This is a genomic window from Enterobacter sp. SM3 (assembly GCF_009811935.2).
Lineage (GTDB): Bacteria > Pseudomonadota > Gammaproteobacteria > Enterobacterales > Enterobacteriaceae > Enterobacter > Enterobacter asburiae_D.
Map to the genome: position 1 here is coordinate 4,791,229 of NZ_CP099971.1, position 20,813 is coordinate 4,812,041.

General features: G+C 53.0%; 15 protein-coding genes and 2 rRNA genes. 8 read left to right on the forward strand and 9 right to left on the reverse strand.

Annotated features, from left to right (window positions below):
* Positions 1-8 precede the first annotated feature (8 nt).
* Entirely contained in the window at positions 9-1,832 is a 1,824-nt protein-coding gene (typA, locus tag GVO84_RS22485; protein ID WP_023333895.1) for a ribosome-dependent GTPase TypA, read from the reverse strand.
* A 378-nt stretch (positions 1,833-2,210) separates the two neighbouring features.
* On the opposite strand from typA, the gene glnA reads away from it, so the two are divergent.
* From glnA to GVO84_RS22505, 4 genes are all read left to right on the forward strand, one after another.
* Positions 2,211-3,620, forward strand: a complete 1,410-nt coding sequence (gene glnA, locus GVO84_RS22490; protein ID WP_014072406.1) for a glutamate--ammonia ligase — start codon at positions 2,211-2,213, stop codon at positions 3,618-3,620.
* 170 nt (positions 3,621-3,790) lie between these two features.
* On the forward strand, positions 3,791-4,840 hold the full coding sequence (gene glnL, locus GVO84_RS22495) for a nitrogen regulation protein NR(II) (protein WP_023333897.1): 1,050 nt from the start codon (positions 3,791-3,793) through the stop codon (positions 4,838-4,840).
* An 11-nt stretch (positions 4,841-4,851) separates the two neighbouring features.
* Entirely contained in the window at positions 4,852-6,264 is a 1,413-nt protein-coding gene (gene glnG / locus GVO84_RS22500; protein ID WP_023309765.1) for a nitrogen regulation protein NR(I), read from the forward strand.
* Positions 6,265-6,375: 111 nt separating this feature from the next.
* Positions 6,376-6,486, forward strand: a complete 111-nt coding sequence (locus GVO84_RS22505) for a YshB family small membrane protein (protein WP_023333898.1) — start codon at positions 6,376-6,378, stop codon at positions 6,484-6,486.
* A gap of 100 nt (positions 6,487-6,586) precedes the next feature.
* Here the strand turns inward: GVO84_RS22505 and hemN are convergent, their stop codons facing one another.
* Entirely contained in the window at positions 6,587-7,960 is a 1,374-nt protein-coding gene (gene hemN / locus GVO84_RS22510) for an oxygen-independent coproporphyrinogen III oxidase (RefSeq protein ID WP_159515161.1), read from the reverse strand.
* 188 nt (positions 7,961-8,148) lie between these two features.
* Positions 8,149-8,664, reverse strand: a complete 516-nt coding sequence (gene yihI / locus GVO84_RS22515; RefSeq protein ID WP_159515162.1) for a Der GTPase-activating protein YihI — start codon at positions 8,662-8,664, stop codon at positions 8,149-8,151.
* 577 nt (positions 8,665-9,241) lie between these two features.
* Here yihI and yihA point away from each other — a divergent pair.
* Positions 9,242-9,871 carry a ribosome biogenesis GTP-binding protein YihA/YsxC gene (gene yihA / locus GVO84_RS22520; RefSeq protein ID WP_023309768.1) on the forward strand — a complete coding sequence of 210 codons (630 nt, stop codon included), beginning with the start codon at positions 9,242-9,244 and terminating at the stop codon, positions 9,869-9,871.
* A gap of 311 nt (positions 9,872-10,182) precedes the next feature.
* On the opposite strand, the gene polA is transcribed toward yihA, so the two are convergent.
* The gene (gene polA, locus GVO84_RS22525; RefSeq protein ID WP_159515163.1) at positions 10,183-12,975 is read right to left on the reverse strand and encodes a DNA polymerase I; all 2,793 of its coding nucleotides are present in this window, start codon (positions 12,973-12,975) and stop codon (positions 10,183-10,185) included.
* A gap of 440 nt (positions 12,976-13,415) precedes the next feature.
* On the opposite strand from polA, the gene GVO84_RS22530 reads away from it, so the two are divergent.
* A complete protein-coding gene (locus GVO84_RS22530) occupies positions 13,416-14,324 on the forward strand; it encodes an acyltransferase (RefSeq protein WP_159515687.1) in 909 nt (302 codons plus the stop codon).
* A gap of 23 nt (positions 14,325-14,347) precedes the next feature.
* On the opposite strand, the gene dsbA is transcribed toward GVO84_RS22530, so the two are convergent.
* The 3 genes from dsbA to GVO84_RS22545 all read right to left on the reverse strand — a co-directional run bounded on the left by dsbA (position 14,348) and on the right by GVO84_RS22545 (position 16,330).
* Entirely contained in the window at positions 14,348-14,971 is a 624-nt protein-coding gene (gene dsbA, locus GVO84_RS22535) for a thiol:disulfide interchange protein DsbA (protein ID WP_121423247.1), read from the reverse strand.
* A gap of 27 nt (positions 14,972-14,998) precedes the next feature.
* Positions 14,999-15,985 carry a serine/threonine protein kinase gene (locus tag GVO84_RS22540; RefSeq protein WP_159515164.1) on the reverse strand — a complete coding sequence of 329 codons (987 nt, stop codon included), beginning with the start codon at positions 15,983-15,985 and terminating at the stop codon, positions 14,999-15,001.
* A 75-nt stretch (positions 15,986-16,060) separates the two neighbouring features.
* Complete coding sequence (locus tag GVO84_RS22545) at positions 16,061-16,330, reverse strand: YihD family protein (protein ID WP_008501866.1); 270 nt, start codon at positions 16,328-16,330, stop codon at positions 16,061-16,063.
* Between the two features lie 68 nt (positions 16,331-16,398).
* On the opposite strand from GVO84_RS22545, the gene mobA reads away from it, so the two are divergent.
* On the forward strand, positions 16,399-16,983 hold the full coding sequence (gene mobA, locus GVO84_RS22550; RefSeq protein ID WP_159515165.1) for a molybdenum cofactor guanylyltransferase MobA: 585 nt from the start codon (positions 16,399-16,401) through the stop codon (positions 16,981-16,983).
* Positions 16,980-17,483 carry a molybdopterin-guanine dinucleotide biosynthesis protein MobB gene (gene mobB, locus GVO84_RS22555; RefSeq protein WP_159515166.1) on the forward strand — a complete coding sequence of 168 codons (504 nt, stop codon included), beginning with the start codon at positions 16,980-16,982 and terminating at the stop codon, positions 17,481-17,483. The genes mobA and mobB overlap by 4 nt, the downstream gene beginning before the upstream one ends.
* A 91-nt stretch (positions 17,484-17,574) precedes the next feature.
* Here the strand turns inward: mobB and rrf are convergent.
* Together rrf and GVO84_RS22565 are read right to left on the reverse strand one after the other, a co-directional pair.
* A 5S ribosomal RNA gene (gene rrf, locus GVO84_RS22560) occupies positions 17,575-17,690 on the reverse strand.
* A 74-nt stretch (positions 17,691-17,764) separates the two neighbouring features.
* Positions 17,765-20,669: ribosomal RNA gene (locus tag GVO84_RS22565) — 23S ribosomal RNA — on the reverse strand.
* Positions 20,670-20,813: the final 144 nt, after the last annotated feature.

Consider the following 20,813-nt stretch of genomic DNA (forward strand, 5'->3'; position numbering starts at 1 on the left):
TAACCGTATTACTCTTCTTTCGCACCGCGCATAGCACGTTTACGATCGTTCTCGGTCAGGTGACGTTTACGGATACGAATTGACTGTGGAGTCACTTCTACCAGTTCGTCATCATCGATGAATTCCAGAGCCTGCTCCAGAGTCATCTTGATCGGTGGAACCAGAACCGTTGCTTCGTCAGTACCGGACGCACGCATGTTGGTCAGTTTCTTACCGGTCAGGCAGTTTACGGTCAGGTCGTTAGAACGACTGTGAATACCGATGATCTGGCCTTCGTAAACTTCAGCACCGTGACCCAGGAACAGCTTACCGCGATCCTGCAGACCGAACAGCGCAAACGCAACCGCTTTACCCTGACCGTTGGAGATCAGCACGCCGTTATTACGCTGGCCCACTTCGCCCGGACGCACGTCGTCGTAGTGGCTGAAGGTGGAGTACAGCAGACCGGTACCGGAAGTCATGGTCATGAACTCTGAACGGAAGCCGATCAGACCACGGCTTGGGATCACGTAGTCGAGACGTACGCGGCCTTTGCCGTCTGGATTCATGTTTTTCAGGTCGCCTTTACGCTCACCCAGAGCCTGCATCACAGAACCCTGGTGCTGCTCTTCAACGTCCAGCGTTACGTTTTCGAACGGCTCTTGTTTACGGCCGTCGATTTCGCGGAAGATAACTTTCGGACGGGAAACCGCCATTTCGAAACCTTCACGACGCATGTTTTCGATCAGTACAGACAGGTGCAGCTCACCACGACCAGAAACGCGGAATGCATCGGCATCCTGGGTTTCTTCAACGCGCAGCGCAACGTTGTGCACCAGCTCTTTGTTCAGGCGGTCAAGGATCTGACGAGAGGTAACGAATTTACCTTCTTTACCACAGAACGGAGAGGTGTTGACGTTGAAGAACATGGATACGGTTGGTTCATCAACGGACAGGGCTGGCAGCGCTTCGACGTTCTGCGGATCGCAGATGGTGTCGGAGATGTTCAGTTCACCCAGACCGGTGATAGCGATGATGTCGCCCGCTTCCGCAACGTCACTCTCGATACGCTCAAGACCCAGGTGAGTCAGTACTTTACCGACTTTACCGTTACGGGTTTTGCCTTCGCTATCGATGATAGTAACCTGCTGGTTAGGCTTCACTTTACCGCGCTTGATACGACCAATGCCGATTACGCCAACGTAGTTGTTGTAGTCGAGCTGAGAGATCTGCATCTGCAGGGTGCCGTCGAGATCGACGTTTGGTGCAGGAACACGGTCAACAATCGCCTGATACAGCGGGGTCATGTCTTCAGCCATGTCTTCGTGGTCCAGACCTGCGATACCGTTCAGCGCAGAGGCGTAAACGATAGGGAAGTCCAGCTGCTCGTCGGTCGCGTCGAGGTTAACGAACAGGTCGAAGACCTGGTCAACAACCCAGTCAGGACGCGCGCCAGGGCGGTCAACTTTGTTGATAACAACGATTGGCTTCAGACCATGGGCAAAAGCTTTTTTGGTCACGAAGCGCGTCTGTGGCATTGGGCCATCCATTGCGTCAACGACCAGCAGAACGGAGTCTACCATGGACATTACACGTTCAACTTCACCACCGAAGTCGGCGTGCCCTGGGGTATCAACGATGTTGATACGGTAGTCATTCCATTTAATCGCGGTGTTTTTCGCGAGGATGGTAATCCCACGCTCTTTCTCCAAATCGTTGGAGTCCATCACGCGTTCTTGGGTTTCGGCACGCGCATCAAACGTACCGGATTGCTGCAGCAGCTTGTCAACCAGGGTAGTTTTACCATGGTCTACGTGCGCGATGATGGCGATGTTACGCAAATTTTCGATCACAACTTTGCCTCAGGCATTTAGAAATAGCGCGTTATTGTACACGGATTAATCGCACTACAAAACAGGATCACAAACATCCCCCGCAAACAAGTATTGCAGAGATGCTTTGTGATCGCTTTCACGGAGCGGTAAAAGGGCACTTTAACGTAAATTGCACCAATATGGTGCTCAATGTTCACATTGAAGCACTATACTGGTGCAACAAATCCATCGTGGTGCAGCCCTTTTGCACTATGGTGCGCATGATAACGCCTTTTTGGGGTGTTTTAAAAGTTGGCACAGATTTCGCTTTATAAAAAATACATGGCAACAGCCAGTACAAACAGAAATTGAAGACCTCGTTACCACGACGACAATGACCAATCTGGAGAGTTAAGTATGTCCGCTGAACACGTTTTGACGATGCTGAACGAACATGAAGTGAAGTTTGTTGATCTGCGCTTCACCGATACCAAAGGTAAAGAACAGCACGTCACAATCCCTGCTCATCAGGTGAACGCCGAATTCTTTGAAGAAGGCAAAATGTTTGACGGCTCCTCCATTGGTGGCTGGAAAGGCATTAACGAATCCGACATGGTTCTGATGCCGGACGCGACCACTGCGCTCATTGACCCGTTCTTCGAAGAACCAACCCTGATCATCCGTTGCGACATCCTCGAGCCAGGCACGCTGCAGGGCTACGACCGCGACCCACGTTCTATCGCAAAACGTGCTGAAGAGTACCTGCGTTCTACCGGCATCGCAGACACCGTTCTGTTCGGGCCAGAGCCAGAGTTCTTCCTGTTTGACGACATCCGTTTCGGCGCTTCAATTTCTGGTTCCCACGTGGCTATCGACGACATCGAAGGCGCATGGAACTCTTCCACCAAATACGAAGGTGGTAACAAAGGTCACCGTCCTGGCGTGAAAGGCGGTTACTTCCCGGTTCCTCCGGTCGATTCTTCACAGGACATCCGTTCTACCATGTGTCTGATCATGGAAGAGATGGGCCTGGTCGTTGAAGCGCACCACCACGAAGTGGCGACCGCTGGCCAGAACGAAATCGCTACCCGCTTCAACACCATGACCAAGAAAGCGGATGAGATTCAGATCTACAAATACGTTGTGCACAACGTTGCGCACCGTTTCGGTAAAACCGCGACCTTCATGCCAAAACCAATGTTTGGCGATAACGGTTCCGGTATGCACTGCCACATGTCTCTGTCCAAGAACGGGACCAACCTGTTCTCTGGCGACAAATATGCCGGTCTGTCCGAGCAGGCGCTGCACTACATCGGTGGTGTTATCAAACACGCTAAAGCGATCAACGCCCTGGCGAACCCAACCACTAACTCCTACAAACGTCTGGTCCCGGGCTACGAAGCGCCAGTGATGCTGGCCTACTCTGCACGTAACCGTTCTGCTTCTATCCGTATCCCGGTGGTGGCTTCTCCTAAAGCACGTCGTATCGAAGTGCGCTTCCCGGATCCAGCGGCTAACCCATACCTGTGCTTCGCAGCACTGCTGATGGCCGGTCTGGACGGTATCAAGAACAAGATCCACCCGGGCGAAGCGATGGACAAAAACCTGTACGACCTGCCGCCAGAAGAAGCGAAAGAGATCCCACAGGTTGCTGGCTCTCTGGAAGAAGCCCTGCAGGCGCTGGACGCAGACCGTGAGTTCCTGACTGCGGGCGGTGTGTTTACTGATGAAGCGATCGACGCTTACATCGCTCTGCGTATTGAAGAGAACGACCGTGTGCGTATGACGCCACACCCGGTTGAGTTCGAGCTGTACTACAGCGTTTAATAAAGTTGTTTTACCCGGCGTGATAAGCGCCGGGGGTAGTTGCCGTGGAAACTTTTAGCCCATCTCCGGATGGGCTTTTTTCTCCACCAACAACCTGATCTCACGCGCTTTTTACGCCGAAAACGCTATACTGCACTAAAACAGTGCAAACAACTCCAGGAGACTGCTGAATGGCAACTGGCACGCTGCCCGATGCTGGGCAGATTCTCAATTCTTTGATTAACAGCATTTTGCTGGTCGATGACGAGCTGGCCGTTCATTACGCCAACCCGGCGGCGCAGCAGCTGCTCGCCCAAAGCGCACGTAAACTGTTCGGCACCCCGCTTCCTGAACTCCTGAGCTATTTTTCGCTGAATATTGGCCTGATGCAGGAAAGTTTGCAGGCTGGCCAGGGGTTTACCGATAACGAAGTGACGCTGGTGATCGACGGGCGCTCGCACATTCTGTCGCTGACCGCGCAGCGTCTTCCCGATGGGATGATCCTGCTGGAAATGGCGCCGATGGATAACCAGCGTCGACTGAGCCAGGAACAGCTTCAGCATGCGCAGCAAATTGCCGCCCGTGACCTGGTGCGCGGTCTGGCGCATGAAATCAAAAACCCGCTGGGTGGATTACGCGGCGCGGCGCAGCTTCTGACCAAGGCGCTACCCGACCCCGCGCTGGCGGAGTATACCAACGTCATCATTGAGCAGGCGGACCGTCTGCGGAATCTGGTAGACCGTCTTCTCGGTCCGCAGCAGCCGGGAATGCACGTCACTGAAAGCATCCATAAAGTGGCTGAGCGGGTGGTGAAGCTCGTCTCAATGGAGCTGCCGGAGAACGTCACGCTGGTACGTGATTACGACCCAAGCCTGCCGGAACTGGCCCATGACCCGGACCAGATTGAGCAGGTCCTGTTGAATATTGTGCGTAATGCCCTGCAGGCGCTGGGACCTGAAGGGGGCGAGATTATTTTACGCACCCGCACCGCCTTCCAGCTCACGTTACACGGCGTGCGCTACCGGCTGGCGGCCCGAATCGACGTTGAGGATAACGGGCCCGGCATTCCATCGCATCTGCAGGACACCCTGTTCTACCCGATGGTAAGCGGTCGCGAAGGCGGTACCGGCCTGGGCTTATCCATTGCCCGCAGTTTGATCGATCAACACTCCGGGAAAATTGAATTTACCAGTTGGCCGGGACATACCGAGTTTTCGGTTTTCCTGCCGATTAAAAAATAAAGGTGACGTTTATGCAACGAGGGATAGTCTGGGTAGTCGATGACGATAGCTCCATCCGTTGGGTGCTTGAACGCGCGCTCACAGGGGCGGGATTAAGCTGCACGACGTTTGAGAGCGGCAGCGAAGTGCTCGACGCACTCACCACCAAAACGCCAGATGTTCTGCTTTCGGATATTCGCATGCCGGGCATGGACGGGCTGGCGCTGTTAAAGCAGATCAAACAACGCCACCCTATGCTTCCGGTCATCATTATGACCGCGCACTCCGATCTGGATGCCGCAGTAAGTGCCTACCAGCAAGGGGCGTTCGATTACCTGCCCAAACCGTTTGATATCGACGAAGCGGTGGCGCTGGTTGAGCGCGCGATTAGCCATTATCAGGAGCAGCAACAGCCGCGCCACGCGCCCGATTTTGGGCCAACGACAGACATCATCGGCGAAGCGCCGGCGATGCAGGACGTGTTTCGCATTATTGGTCGTTTGTCCCGCTCGTCCATCAGCGTATTGATTAACGGTGAATCGGGAACCGGTAAAGAGCTTGTGGCGCATGCATTGCATCGCCATAGCCCACGGGCAAAAGCGCCGTTCATCGCCCTGAATATGGCGGCGATCCCAAAGGATTTGATTGAGTCCGAACTGTTCGGCCATGAAAAAGGGGCATTTACAGGCGCAAATACCATTCGTCAGGGGCGGTTCGAACAGGCTGACGGCGGCACGCTGTTCCTGGATGAAATCGGCGATATGCCGCTGGATGTCCAGACCCGCCTGTTGCGCGTGCTGGCCGACGGGCAGTTTTATCGCGTGGGCGGCTATGCGCCGGTGAAGGTGGACGTGCGTATTATCGCCGCGACCCACCAGAACCTGGAGCAACGCGTGCAGGAAGGAAAATTCCGTGAGGATTTATTCCACCGTCTGAACGTTATCCGCGTTCATCTGCCGCCGCTGCGTGAGCGTCGGGAAGATATTCCCCGCCTGGCACGCCATTTCCTGCAGGTGGCCGCCCGCGAGCTGGGTGTGGAAGCCAAGCAGCTTCACCCGGAAACTGATGCCGCTCTGACGCGTCTGGCGTGGCCGGGCAACGTGCGCCAGCTGGAAAACACCTGCCGCTGGTTAACCGTAATGGCCGCCGGGCAGGAAGTGCTGATTCAGGATTTACCGGCCGAGCTATTTGAAGCGACAGCGCCTGAAAGCAGTACCGGGCACGCGCTGCCGGACAGCTGGGCGACGCTGCTGGCACAGTGGGCCGACCGCGCGCTGCGTTCCGGTCATCAAAACCTGCTGTCTGAAGCTCAGCCAGAGATGGAGCGTACGTTGTTAACCACCGCGCTTCGTCATACGCAGGGTCATAAGCAGGAAGCCGCTCGCCTGTTAGGATGGGGACGTAATACCCTGACGCGCAAGCTTAAAGAGCTGGGAATGGAGTGATCGTACGCCGCTGTGTAAAGGTTATTAATTGAGCGCAAATCGCCGTTATTTTGCGCTTTACTGTTCCGATGAGTTTTGTATGATCGTGCCCGGAAATTGGGGGTGAACATCATGCTGGAAACAATCGTGAATATGCTCTCTAGCGGAGCCGCTGAAAGCCACACGCCACAAACAGCCGTTGCGGCTATGTTGTGCGCGGCGCTGGTTGGGCTGTTTAGCTAGCGAGCTGTCAATGAAAAGCCGGGTGGCGCTTCGCTTACCCGGCCTACATTTCGCATTTTTGTAGGCCGGGTAAGGCGAAGCCGCCACCCGGCATCGCAGTTTAAATCACCCGCGAGAACTGCTGCATACGCGCTTTCTGACGCAGATAGGCGTCAAAGCACATGCAGATATTACGAATCAACAGACGCCCTTTCGGGGTGACTTCAATCGCGCTCTCCGACACATCCACCAGCCCGTCTTTCGCCAGCGGTGCAATCAGCTTCAGGTCTTCCGCAAAATAATCGCTGAACTGCAGATCCCATTGCGCTTCCACGTCGCTGAAGTCGAGACGGAAGTTGCAGATGAGCGCCTTAATGACATCGCGACGGATGCAGTCGTCGCGCGTTAACGCAATGCCGCGCCACAGCGCGTTGCCCGTTTCATCAACCTGCTGGTAGTAGAGCTTCAGCTCTTTCTGGTTCTGCGCATAACAGTCGCCAATCATGCTGATGGCGGAGACGCCCATCCCCAGCAAATCGGTATCGCCCTGCGTCGTGTAGCCCTGGAAGTTGCGGTGCAGAACGCCTTCCCGCTGAGCAATCGCCAGCTCGTCATCCGGACGGGCAAAGTGATCCATCCCGATAAACTGATAGCCGGTTTCGGTCAGCGAGGTGATGGTTTCCTGCAGGATATCCAGCTTCTGCTGGGCAGAAGGAAGATCGGCATCTTTGATTTTGCGCTGGGCGGCAAAGAGCGTCGGCAGGTGCGCATAGTTAAAGACGCTCAGGCGGTCCGGGTTGAGTTCGGCCACGCGCTTCAGGGTGAAGGCGAAGCTCTCCGGCGTTTGCTTGGGCAGGCCGTAAATCAGGTCAATATTGGTCGAGGTGAAACCAATCTCACGCGCGTGGTTGAGTAAGGCAAAGATAAATTCTTCGTCCTGCTCGCGGTTCACCAGACGCTGAACCTCTTTATTGAAATCCTGCACGCCCATGCTCAGACGATTGAAACCTTCGGCGCGTAAGTGATCCAATACATCCAACTCAATTTCACGCGGATCGACTTCGATCGAGATTTCAGCGTCGGCGTTAAAACTGAAATTGCCGCGCAGCAGGGTCATCAGGCGGCTGATTTGCGCTTTATTCAGATAGGTTGGCGTGCCGCCGCCCCAGTGCAGCTGGCTGACGTGACGGCCAGCAAACAGCGGTGCGCGATGCACAATTTCTTGTTCGAGGGCATCAAGATACTGATCGGCTTTGTGCTGCTGGCGGGTAACGATTTTATTGCAGCCGCAGAAGTAACACAGCTTGTGGCAGAACGGAATATGGACGTAGAGCGACAGCGGACGCTCAGGATAGCGCGCGACAGCCTGCTGAAAATCACGCTCGCCGAAGGCATCGGAGAACTCCAGCGCGGTGGGGTATGACGTATAACGCGGCCCGGAATAGTTATATTTCTGGATTAGGGCCAAATCCCAGTCGATAGTTGGTGCTGACATGCTCACTCCTTCCGTTGGTGTCGCGTTCGTATACGGCGGCCCGTTCTGGCCCCGTTGCGGGCCATCACTCGGGTGCGCAGCCACTTCTGTCGCCGCGACAACCGCCGTAGTTTAACGAATAACCACACCAGATAACATATAACCGGAAGGGTTATAAGCAGGACTATCGTGCCTGCCGGGTGCAAATGTTAGTTTCCACCCTTCAGAAGACGCATCATATCTTCCTGCTTCTCGTCTTCTTCTTCATCTTCGTCATCGTCGTATGACAGGCCCAGCTTCTGCATCAGTTCATCGATACGATCCAGTTTGGCATCCACCCATGACTGCTCTTCAGCGGTCAGGGTTTCCCCCTCTTCAAGACGTTCCAGCAGCGCGTCCAGGCGCTCATCGTTCTCCAGCAAATCCAGCTCAGCCTGCGGTGAAAGCATAGGTTTCTCGCTCTTTGGTTTGTGCTGCTTAGTGACCGGGGTGTCTGTCACGCCCAGTGGAATGGGAGTTTTACTGCCGATACGAGGGTCTTTCTGCTGTTTGTCTTTTGCAGAAGCACCCGCTGCACCACCACCGTTGGCACGGCTACCCGCAGTATGACCGCGATGTTTTTTGTCGCGTTTACGATCGCGCGCTTCCTGGTTCAGTTCTTCGCGCGTTTTGCGGCGTGCTTTTGCAGGGCGTTTCGCGCCCGCAGCGGAGGTTGGTTTTTTCATGATGTTTTATCTTTAAGTCGTTTTCTTCAGTATAGAATTGCGGCGAAATCTAGCAGAAAGCAAGCAAAGAAAAAAGGCGACAGAGCAATCTGTCGCCTTTTTTCCTGACTCACAACCCTTAGCGGGTCAGACATTCCATGTTTGCCAACAACAAACCCTGTTTATCCCTTGGCTAATACCGTCCGTGATACGGTTCCATTTCCTGTTAAAACGCCTCCAGGCGCTTGTCATCCTGACAATCCTGCGTCTTCGCCTCCTGGCGCTCCTGACCCTAATCCTTAAGTCGATATCCTGTTGGCTTCCTCGCCCTGACGCACACTTTACCTTGTTCCGTTAAACTAACAAGCAACGAAACGGTACAAAAAGGGATTTTCAGACAATTACCCGGAAATAAGCTTATGATTTAAAACAGTTTGGTTTTTTTGACGCCTGCGAATTCTCTGAAATCTCCCATAGCATCACAGGCCGATCTCTCACACCGGTTGGGGCATTCGCCTACAGGGTATAGCAATCAGAAAAGCCTTTTGCCTGCATTCGGGTATAATCCCCTTCAGATTACGATTTTGGAGACGACCACGTGACTACCTGGAACTACCAACAGACGCATTTTGTCACCAGTGCGCCCGATATTCGCCACCTTCCTTCTGATACCGGTATTGAAGTGGCATTTGCTGGCCGCTCCAATGCGGGGAAATCCAGCGCCCTGAATACGCTGACCAATCAGAAGAGCCTGGCGCGTACCTCAAAAACACCTGGCCGTACCCAGCTGATCAACCTGTTTGAAGTCGCTGAGGGCAAACGCCTGGTCGACTTACCGGGCTACGGTTACGCGCAGGTACCGGAAGAGATGAAAATCAAGTGGCAGCGTGCGCTGGGTGAATACCTGGAAAAACGCCTGTGCCTGAAAGGTCTGGTGGTGCTGATGGATATTCGCCATCCCCTGAAAGATCTGGATCAGCAGATGATCGACTGGGCTGTAGCAAGCGATATCGCCGTGCTGGTGCTGCTGACGAAAGCCGATAAGCTGGCAAGCGGCGCGCGCAAAGCGCAGGTGAATATGGTTCGCGAAGCGGTGCTGGCGTTCAACGGTGATGTGCAGGTTGAACCGTTCTCCTCCCTGAAAAAGCAGGGCGTGGACAAGCTGCGTCAGAAGCTCGACACCTGGTTTAGCGAGCTGGAACCCGCGACGGAAGCGGAAGAAGAGTAATACCGAGCGCGGCGATGGCCGCGTTTTTTTTGCCTGAATTTTTCTTTGCCGCAATAAAAAACGCCCCAGTCATTACTGACTGGGGCGGCTAAAATATTCAGCCAAATCCGATTACGTGAAGTAAAAGGTCTGAAAGATAGAACATCTTACCTCTGTACCCTACGTCGATAACTCTACCCCTTTTTGTGCTGCAGAAAAAGCACTTTTTGTAGTTTTTTTTCATTCTTTACATAGGGAATTCTAATGATCGTCACAAAACGCGCGTTGTTATGTTGCAAACTTACATAAAAAGCGCGTTATGCGAAGAACCGTTAGTGAGCCTGATCCCAGTTTTCGCCACTTCCCACTTCCACCAGCAACGGCACGTCTAGCGTCATGCTGCTTTCCATCAGTTCGTGGACCTTCTTCGACACGGCGTCCAGGTCGTCTTTGTGCACTTCAAATACCAGTTCATCGTGTACCTGCATGATCATTTTCACGCGAGGCTTCTCTGCTTCCAGCCACGCATCAACGGCAATCATCGCACGCTTAATAATGTCCGCCGCGGTACCCTGCATCGGGGCGTTGATCGCAGCACGCTCTGCGCCAGCGCGACGCGCCGCGTTGCTGGATTTGATGTCCGGTAAGTAGAGACGGCGGCCATCCAGGGTTTCGACGTAACCTTTTTCCTTCGCCTGCGCGCGGGTGCGTTCCATATATTCCAGCACGCCCGGATAACGCTCGAAGTAGAGATCCATATACTTCTGCGACTCTTTACGCGGAATGTTGAGCTGGCGCGAAAGACCAAATGCACTCATGCCGTAAATCAGACCGAAATTGATCGCCTTAGCACTACGGCGCTGCTCGTTGGTCACGCTGTCCAGCGGCAGGCCGAAGACTTCCGCCGCGGTTGCCCGGTGGATATCCTTCCCTTCGGCAAACGCGGTCAGCAGGCCTTTGTCGCGGGACAGATGCGCCATAATGCGCAGCTCAATTTGCGAGTAGTCAGCAGAGACAATCAGATAATCCTCTGGTGCGATGAAAGCCTGGCGAATACGGCGGCCTTCTTCGTTACGTACCGGGATGTTCTGCAGGTTAGGATCTGTTGATGAGAGACGACCGGTCGCCGCGACAGCCTGATGATACGACGTGTGCACACGACCCGTTTTCGGGTTGATCATCAGCGGGAGCTTGTCGGTGTAGGTGGACTTCAGCTTCGCGAGACCACGGTACTGCAGAATCACTTTTGGCAGCGGGTAATCCAGCGCCAGCTCTTCCAGCACCTCTTCAGAGGTTGACGGTGCGCCGCCTGGGGTTTTCTTCAGCGGCTTGATGCCCTGCTTTTCAAACAGAATGGTTTGCAGCTGCTTCGGTGAAGAGAGGTTAAACGGCTCGCCTGCAAGCTCATGCGCTTTTTGCTCGAGTTCGGTCAAACGCTGCGCCAGCTCCCCGGAGTGGTTATGCAGCACCGTTGGGTCGATTTTCACGCCGTTACGTTCAATGCGTGACAGCACGGGCACCAGCGGCATCTCGATATGCTGGAACACGTTCAGCGGTCCTTCATGCTTCTGCAGTTTTGGCCACATCTTCAGGTGCAATTGCAGCGTGACATCGGCGTCTTCCGCCGCGTAGCGCCCCGCCTCTTCAAGAGCAATCTGGTTAAAGGTGAGCTGATTTTTCCCTTTACCGGCAATCTCTTCAAAGGTGATGGTTTTGTGCTTCAGCCAGCGGTCAGATAAGGAATCCATATCATGACGGCCCGCGACGCTGTCCAGAATGTAGGATTCAAGCATGGTGTCGAAGGCAATCCCGCGCAGTTCAATGCCGTAGTTTTGCAGAATGCCGCGGTCGTACTTGAGGTTTTGCCCAACCTTGAGCGCCTTTTCGTCTTCCAGGATCGGCTTCAGCAGCTCAAGCACGCGTTCACGGGAAATTTGCTCCGGCGCATCCAGGTAATCGTGCGCCACGGGAACGTAGGCGGCAATACCCGGCTCTGTCGCAAATGACAGGCCAACCATATTGGCTGAGATGTTATCGAGACTGTCAGTTTCGGTATCAAAGGCAAAGACCGGTGCCTTTTTCAGTTTCTCGATCCAGGCGATCAGCTGCGACTCTTCAAGAATGGTTTCGTAGTTGTCGAAGGAAAGCGCCACGGCTTCTTCTTCCGCCTGCTCTTCTGCGTCAACGACGATCGTCTCCTTCGGCTTTGCAGCAGGTTTGGCCCCTTTTGCCTGCAGCCATTTACCGGCTTCGACGTCAGTGATCCAGCGCTTGAATTCGTATTTCTTAAACAGGCTCAGCAGATCGTCAGCGGAAGGCTGTTGTACTTCAAGCTGCTCACAGCCCAGCTCCAGTTCGACATCGGTTTTGATTGTCGCCAGCTTATAGGAGAGATAAGCCACCTCTTTGTTCTCTTCCAGTTTTCCGGCCATGGTTTTTGCGCCACGGAAGGAGAGCCCGGCGATTTTATCCGATTCCGCGTACAGCGTATCCAGCCCGCCCAGCCCCTGAAGCAGCGCCTGCGCGGTTTTTTCACCGACGCCAGGGACACCCGGGATGTTATCTGAGGAGTCCCCCATCAACGCGAGGAAGTCGATAATCAGCTCAGGCGGCACGCCATACTTTGTGACCACCTCTTCAGGCCCCAGAATGGTGTTGGTCATGGTGTTAATCAGGGTGATACCTGGCGTCACCAGCTGCGCCATATCTTTATCACCGGTGCTGATCAGTACCGGACGCCCCATCTTTTCTGCTTCGCGCGCCAGCGTACCGATGACGTCATCGGCTTCAACGCCAGAGACGGCCAGCAGCGGCAGCCCCATCGCTTTTACCATGGTGTGCAGCGGCTCAATCTGCGCACGCAGATCGTCAGGCATTGGCGGACGGTGAGATTTGTAATGCTCAAACAGCTCATCGCGGAAAGTTTTACCTTTCGCATCAAAGACCACAGCCGCATGGGTTGGCTGATACTGAAGGATCAGGCTGCGCAGCATGTTCAGCACGCCGTACATTGCGCCGGTGGGTTCCCCTGCGCTATTGGTCAGAGGAGGAAACGCATGGTATGCCCGATACAGGTAAGAAGAGCCATCGACGAGAATAAGAGGGTTTTCTGGGATCTGAACCATAATGTCCGTGCCTTTAATCAATTTATGGGTAAAGGATGCCACAGAAGGATGAAAACATCAGTTATTAGCGCCTGATACCGGAAAAGATTTTGCGATCGTGAGGATCGCTCGCAAAAATCAAACTGTGGATAAGTTTGTGCATATTTTCACTTCATATGAATAACAGACACAAAAAACACATATGCGATATTTTTTAGATCTTAATTATCATGCTGTTATGCCATTAGATCTTATCTATATGGCCAACTGATGGCAATTTAGTCTATGTGGATATAAGCCTTGATAAGCGCAGAATCACAGTGGAATCTTCTACGATAGGGTAAAAGCGGCCAAATCATCACATGAAAGCGCCATTAATTTGTCTGTTTTCTGGTAAAATCAGCGCCCAGCGTCGCATAGCTGGCCGCGAATTTACAGCTAACTACCTGAAAAAGCTCATCATGCCGAGATTGCTCGCTGCAATAACATTACTGTTAAGCATTATTTTAACTATTCTGGTGACGGTCGCCTGCTCTGTACCGATCATTCTCGCCGGAATCATTAAACTGCTGCTGCCTGTCCCCGCGGTGTGGCGAGCCGTGTCCGCATTTTGTAACTTCATGATGTACTGCTGGTGCGAAGGACTGGCGATACTGCTGTGCCTGAACCCGCATCTTAAGTGGGATATCAAAGGGCTGGAGAGCCTTAACAAGAAGAACTGGTATCTGCTGATCTGCAATCACCACAGCTGGGCGGACATCGTGGTGTTATGCGTGCTTTTTCGCAAACACATCCCGATGAACAAATACTTTCTGAAACAGCAGCTCGCCTGGGTGCCTTTTATCGGGCTGGCCTGCTGGGCGCTCGATATGCCGTTTATGAAACGCTATTCTCGCAGCTATTTGATTCGTCATCCCGAGCGTCGCGGCAAAGATGTGGAGACCACGCGCCGTTCCTGCGAAAAGTTTCGCGCGCATCCAACGACCATCGTGAACTTTGTTGAAGGCTCCCGGTTTACGGAAGAGAAGCATCAACAAACCCGCTCTCCCTATCAGCATCTGCTGCCGCCGAAGGCGGCGGGTATTGCGATGGCGCTTAACGTGCTGGGAGCACAGTTCGATAAACTCCTGAACGTCACGCTCTGCTATCCGGAAAATGATAAGACGCCGTTCTTCGATATGCTCAGCGGCAAACTGACGCGCATTGTTGTGCGTGTCGATCTGGTCTCGATTGATGCCGGGCTGCACGGTGATTACGTTAACGATAAGAATTTCAAACGTCGTTTCCAGCAGTGGCTCAATACGCTCTGGAAAGAGAAAGACGAACAGATAGACAAGATTAAATCTTCATACAAAAACGCCGGTCAGTGACCGGCGTTTTTACCTCAGCGAAATTACTTCTTCTCAACCAGATATTTCACGGTATCAGCATACTGCTGTACGAAAATATCCATGCTGCTGGTGTCCATGCCCTGCATGTTCAGCTGGTATTTGCCGTTAACAAACATCGCCGGAACGCCCTGAAGCTGGAGGTCAGCAGCCGCTTTTTCCTGCTGGGCCACCAGGGATTTCACCACAAAGCTGTTCCAGGCTGCGTCATAATCTTCACCTTTCACGCCGGCATCAACGAACACTTTACGGATATCCGCTGTGGTCTGAACGGTCTGGGTTTTCTGTACAGCTTCAAACATTGGCGCAGTGATTTTATCTTCCACGCCCAGTGCCATAGCAACAGCCCACGCCTGAGTCAGGTCTTTACCCAATGGGCCCAGGAACTCGACGTGGTACTTGGTCATTTTGGTGCCTTCTGGCAGCTTTTTCTTCACGTTGTCAGAAACATGCAGAACCTGCTCGAACTGATAGCAGTGCGGGCAGTAGAACGAGAAGAACTCCAGAACCTGTGGCTCGCCAGCGACCGGTTTGTCCAGCGTGATGAACTGTTTGCCGTCGGTAAACTGCGCAGCAGAAGCGCTAAATGCCAGAATCATACCTGCCAGCGCCAGCCAAATTTTTTTCATGATTAACTCTCTCCTGGGTGTGTCTAATTAATACATCGGCGTTAATTGCAGAGGGGGTTCCTGAAGAACCTTGACCTGCTCGGTAAATGTAGATATCTGGCTACGCCAGTAATCCTCTCCGGTAAGCCACGGGAAATTCCGGGGAAATGCGGGATCGTCCCAACGCCTGATTAACCATGCGAGATAATAAACAAAACGCATCGCACGTAAAGGCTCAATCAGGGCAATTTCGTCTGAATTAAACGGGCTAAATTCTTCATAAGCTTCAATAATGGTTTCAAGCTGTATGCGTTGCTCGGCTTTATCGCCATTGAGCAGCATCCACAGGTCCTGAACCGCTGGCCCCATACGCGCATCATCGAGATCGACAAACAGCGGGCCATCGCGCCAGAGGATATTTCCGGCATGACAATCACCATGCAGACGCAGGATGGAAATATCGTCGCGCCAGCAGGTTTTAACTGCAGCAATGAGCTTATCGGTGGCGTTGAGAAAATCATCCTTTAACGCAGTGGGGATCATGGCAGACGTTTCGAATATTCCCCGCGGTTCAAGAAGGTATTCCTGAATCCCGATAGTCGGGCGAGCAATAAAGGCTTTTTTGCGTCCCGTCTGGTGTATACGCCCAAGATAGCGGGCAACCCACTCCATCTGATCGATATTATCCGCTTCAAACTGTCGACCACCCAGGCTCGGGAATACCGCGTAGTAAAACCCTTCGTGCGTGAGGAGCGTTTGGTTATTGAATTTTAGCGGTGCGGCAACGGGAACATCGTCATCCAGCAGATCGTGAGCAAACTGATGCTCTTCCTGAATTTGTTCTGCGGACCAGCGTTCAGGACGATAGAACTTTACGACGAAGCGCTGACGATCCTCGTCCTGAAATTGATAGACGCGATTTTCGTAGCTGTTTAACGGTGTTAGCCCGGAATCCACCCGAATACCCTGTTCAAACAGGGCATCCATAATGGTGTCCGGGTGTAATGTCTGGAAAGTAAAAGCCTGGTCGTTCATCCGATCATCCGGAAATTATACGAATGATTCAGGATATCATCTTGTGGCGATTTCGGTGCCGCCGCTTACAAGCTTTTACTCTTTAATTACGCCTCGGGCGCGCAATAATGCAGTCTTAAAATCTTCCTCATAATCCTTCTGAATACCAGGAATAACAGCATCTTTGGCAGAGTCACGCATTTTAAGGTGGTAGATCAGGATGTCGTCAGAAAGGTCTGCCAGATCGCCGTCAAAACCTGACTCTTTCGCCAGTTTCTGTAAAAATTGCATCAGATTTAGCTCTGGCTCTTTTTGCCAGGCGGGCTGGAGGAGTTCAATAACTTCATTCAGACGTTTACATTTCATGGTGGTGCTCCTTTCATTTAGAGTGACACGTTAGCAGGGTCAATCCCACAATAAAAGAGGCGATATTCGTGAATCTTAGCCAGGAAATCATTGGGGTCGTTCTGGCAGGTGGCAGAGCGACGCGAATGGGAGGAAAAGATAAGGGTCTTCAACGCCTGAATGGCAAACCCTTATGGCAATGTGTCGCTGACACGCTTGCAGGCCAGGTGTCGACAATGGTCATCAGCGCTAACCGGCATATCGATACTTACCAGCTCAGCGGGTACGCCGTTTACCAGGATATCCTTGAGAATTTCCCGGGACCTCTGGCCGGTATGCTTTCTGTCATGCAACAGTCTAAAGGAGAGTGGTTTATCTTCTGTCCCTGCGATACCCCGTTTATTCCGTCCTGTCTTGTCGAGCGTTTGCTACAGCTTCGCGGTACGGCCCCTGTGGTTTGGGTACATGACGGCGAGCGTGACCACCCTGCTATCGCATTGATGCACCGATCGCTAGCGCCTGCCCTGCAGTCCTATCTGGCTGCGGGTGAGCGCAGGGTGATGGTTTTTATGCGCGAGTCTGGCGGCCATCCCGTTGATTTTAGCGATTTGAAATCAGCATTTGTGAACGTGAATACGCGTGAAGATCTGCAGATGATGCAGGAGAAAAGATGATACCTGTTGTAGCCATTTCCGCCTGGAGTGGGACCGGGAAAACCACGCTGCTGAAAAAGCTCATTCCTGCGCTTTGTGCAAGAGGTATCCGTCCAGGATTGATTAAGCATACCCACCATAATATGGATGTCGATAAACCGGGCAAAGATAGCTATGCGTTGCGTAAAGCGGGGGCGGCACAAACGATGGTGGCAAGTACTCAACGCTGGGCGCTGATGACAGAAACGCCGGATGAGGCGCCGTTGGATCTCGCGTATCTGGTCAGCCGGATGGACCATTCCATGCTGGATCTGGTGCTGGTTGAGGGATTTAAGCATGAGGCCGTGCCTAAGATCCTGCTGTTCAGAAGTGATGCCGGGCATGATTTCAGCGAGTTAACGCTGGATGAGCATGTGATTGCGGTGGCCAGTGATGTTGTATTGCCGCTTGAGGTTCCGGTGCTGGACTTAAATGATGTGGATGGGATTGCGGAGTTTATTTTGGCGTGGAGTGCGGTCTGACTTGCCGGGTGGCGGCTTTGCCTTACCCGGCCTTTTTAGTCTATAAACGCAAAAAGGCCATCCTTTCGGATGGCCTCTTCACTTAATTGATGCCTGGCAGTTCCCTACTCTCACATGGGGAGACCCCACACTACCATCGGCGCTACGGCGTTTCACTTCTGAGTTCGGCATGGGGTCAGGTGGGACCACCGCGCTAAAGCCGCCAGGCAAATTCTGTTAATCTGTATCAAAGCTGAAATTTGACTGTCTGTCTCTCTTCGCCGAAACAGCTTCGGCGTTGTAAGGTTAAGCCTCACGGTTCATTAGTATCGGTTAGCTCAACGCATCGCTGCGCTTACACACCCGACCTATCAACGTCGTAGTCTTCAACGTTCCTTCAGGACTCTCAAGGAGTCAGGGAGAACTCATCTCGGGGCAAGTTTCGTGCTTAGATGCTTTCAGCACTTATCTTTTCCGCATTTAGCTACCGGGCAATGCCATTGGCATGACAACCCGAACACCAGTGATGCGTCCACTCCGGTCCTCTCGTACTAGGAGCAGCCCCCCTCAATTCTCCAGCGCCCACGGCAGATAGGGACCGAACTGTCTCACGACGTTCTAAACCCAGCTCGCGTACCACTTTAAATGGCGAACAGCCATACCCTTGGGACCTACTTCAGCCCCAGGATGTGATGAGCCGACATCGAGGTGCCAAACACCGCCGTCGATATGAACTCTTGGGCGGTATCAGCCTGTTATCCCCGGAGTACCTTTTATCCGTTGAGCGATGGCCCTTCCATTCAGAACCACCGGATCACTATGACCTGCTTTCGCACCTGCTCGAGCCGTCACTCTCGCAGTCAAGCTAGCTTATGCCATTGCACTAACCTCCTGATGTCCGACCAGGATTAGCTAACCTTCGTGCTCCTCCGTTACTCTTTGGGAGGAGACCGCCCCAGTCAAACTACCCACCAGACACTGTCCGCAACCCGGATTACGGGTCTACGTTAGAACACCAGCCATTAAAGGGTGGTATTTCAAGGGCGGCTCCACGCAGACTGGCGTCCACGCTTCAAAGCCTCCCACCTATCCTACACATCAAGGACCAGTGTTCAGTGTCAAGCTATAGTAAAGGTTCACGGGGTCTTTCCGTCTTGCCGCGGGTACACTGCATCTTCACAGCGAGTTCAATTTCACTGAGTCTCGGGTGGAGACAGCCTGGCCATCATTACGCCATTCGTGCAGGTCGGAACTTACCCGACAAGGAATTTCGCTACCTTAGGACCGTTATAGTTACGGCCGCCGTTTACCGGGGCTTCGATCAAGAGCTTCGCGTTACCGCTAACCCCATCAATTAACCTTCCGGCACCGGGCAGGCGTCACACCGTATACGTCCACTTTCGTGTTTGCACAGTGCTGTGTTTTTAATAAACAGTTGCAGCCAGCTGGTATCTTCGACTGATTTCAGCTCCACCCGCAGGGGCTTCACCTACATATCAGCGTGCCTTCTCCCGAAGTTACGGCACCATTTTGCCTAGTTCCTTCACCCGAGTTCTCTCAAGCGCCTTGGTATTCTCTACCTGACCACCTGTGTCGGTTTGGGGTACGATTTGATGTTACCTGATGCTTAGAGGCTTTTCCTGGAAGCAGGGCATTTGTTACTTCAGCACCGTAGTGCCTCGTCATCACACCTCAGCGTTAATAAACGACCGGATTTACCTAATCGTTCCGCCTACATGCTTAAACCGGGACAACCGTCGCCCGGCTAACATAGCCTTCTCCGTCCCCCCTTCGCAGTAACACCAAGTACAGGAATATTAACCTGTTTCCCATCGACTACGCCTTTCGGCCTCGCCTTAGGGGTCGACTCACCCTGCCCCGATTAACGTTGGACAGGAACCCTTGGTCTTCCGGCGTGCGGGCTTTTCACCCGCATTATCGTTACTTATGTCAGCATTCGCACTTCTGATACCTCCAGCATGCCTCACAGCACACCTTCAACGGCTTACAGAACGCTCCCCTACCCAACAACACATAGTGTCGCTGCCGCAGCTTCGGTGCATGGTTTAGCCCCGTTACATCTTCCGCGCAGGCCGACTCGACCAGTGAGCTATTACGCTTTCTTTAAATGATGGCTGCTTCTAAGCCAACATCCTGGCTGTCTGTGCCTTCCCACATCGTTTCCCACTTAACCATGACTTTGGGACCTTAGCTGGCGGTCTGGGTTGTTTCCCTCTTCACGACGGACGTTAGCACCCGCCGTGTGTCTCCCGTGATAACATTCTTCGGTATTCGTAGTTTGCATCGGGTTGGTAAGCCGGGATGGCCCCCTAGCCGAAACAGTGCTCTACCCCCGAAGATGAGTTCACGAGGCGCTACCTAAATAGCTTTCGGGGAGAACCAGCTATCTCCCGGTTTGATTGGCCTTTCACCCCCAGCCACAAGTCATCCGCTAATTTTTCAACATTAGTCGGTTCGGTCCTCCAGTTAGTGTTACCCAACCTTCAACCTGCCCATGGCTAGATCACCGGGTTTCGGGTCTATACCCTGCAACTTAACGCCCAGTTAAGACTCGGTTTCCCTTCGGCTCCCCTATACGGTTAACCTTGCTACAGAATATAAGTCGCTGACCCATTATACAAAAGGTACGCAGTCACACCACGAAGGTGCTCCCACTGCTTGTACGTACACGGTTTCAGGTTCTTTTTCACTCCCCTCGCCGGGGTTCTTTTCGCCTTTCCCTCACGGTACTGGTTCACTATCGGTCAGTCAGGAGTATTTAGCCTTGGAGGATGGTCCCCCCATATTCAGACAGGATACCACGTGTCCCGCCCTACTCTTCGAGTTCACAACCTGTGTGCTTTCGTGTACGGGGCTATCACCCTGTATCGCCGGACTTTCCAGACCGTTCCACTAACACACAAGCTGATTCAGACTCTGGGCTGCTCCCCGTTCGCTCGCCGCTACTGGGGGAATCTCGGTTGATTTCTTTTCCTCGGGGTACTTAGATGTTTCAGTTCCCCCGGTTCGCCTCGTTAACCTATGTATTCAGTTAACGATAGTGTGTCGGAACACACTGGGTTTCCCCATTCGGACATCGCCGGGTCAAAGGTTCATATCACCTCGCCGGCGCTTTTCGCAGATTAGCACGTCCTTCATCGCCTCTGACTGCCAGGGCATCCACCGTGTACGCTTAGTCGCTTAACCTCACAACCCGAAGATGTTTCTTTCGATTCATCATCAAATTGCGAAAATTTGAGAGACTCGAACACACCATTAAAGATGTGTCGTTTCAATTTTCAGCTTGATCCAGATTTTTAAAGAGCAAATATCTCAAACGTCACCCGAAGA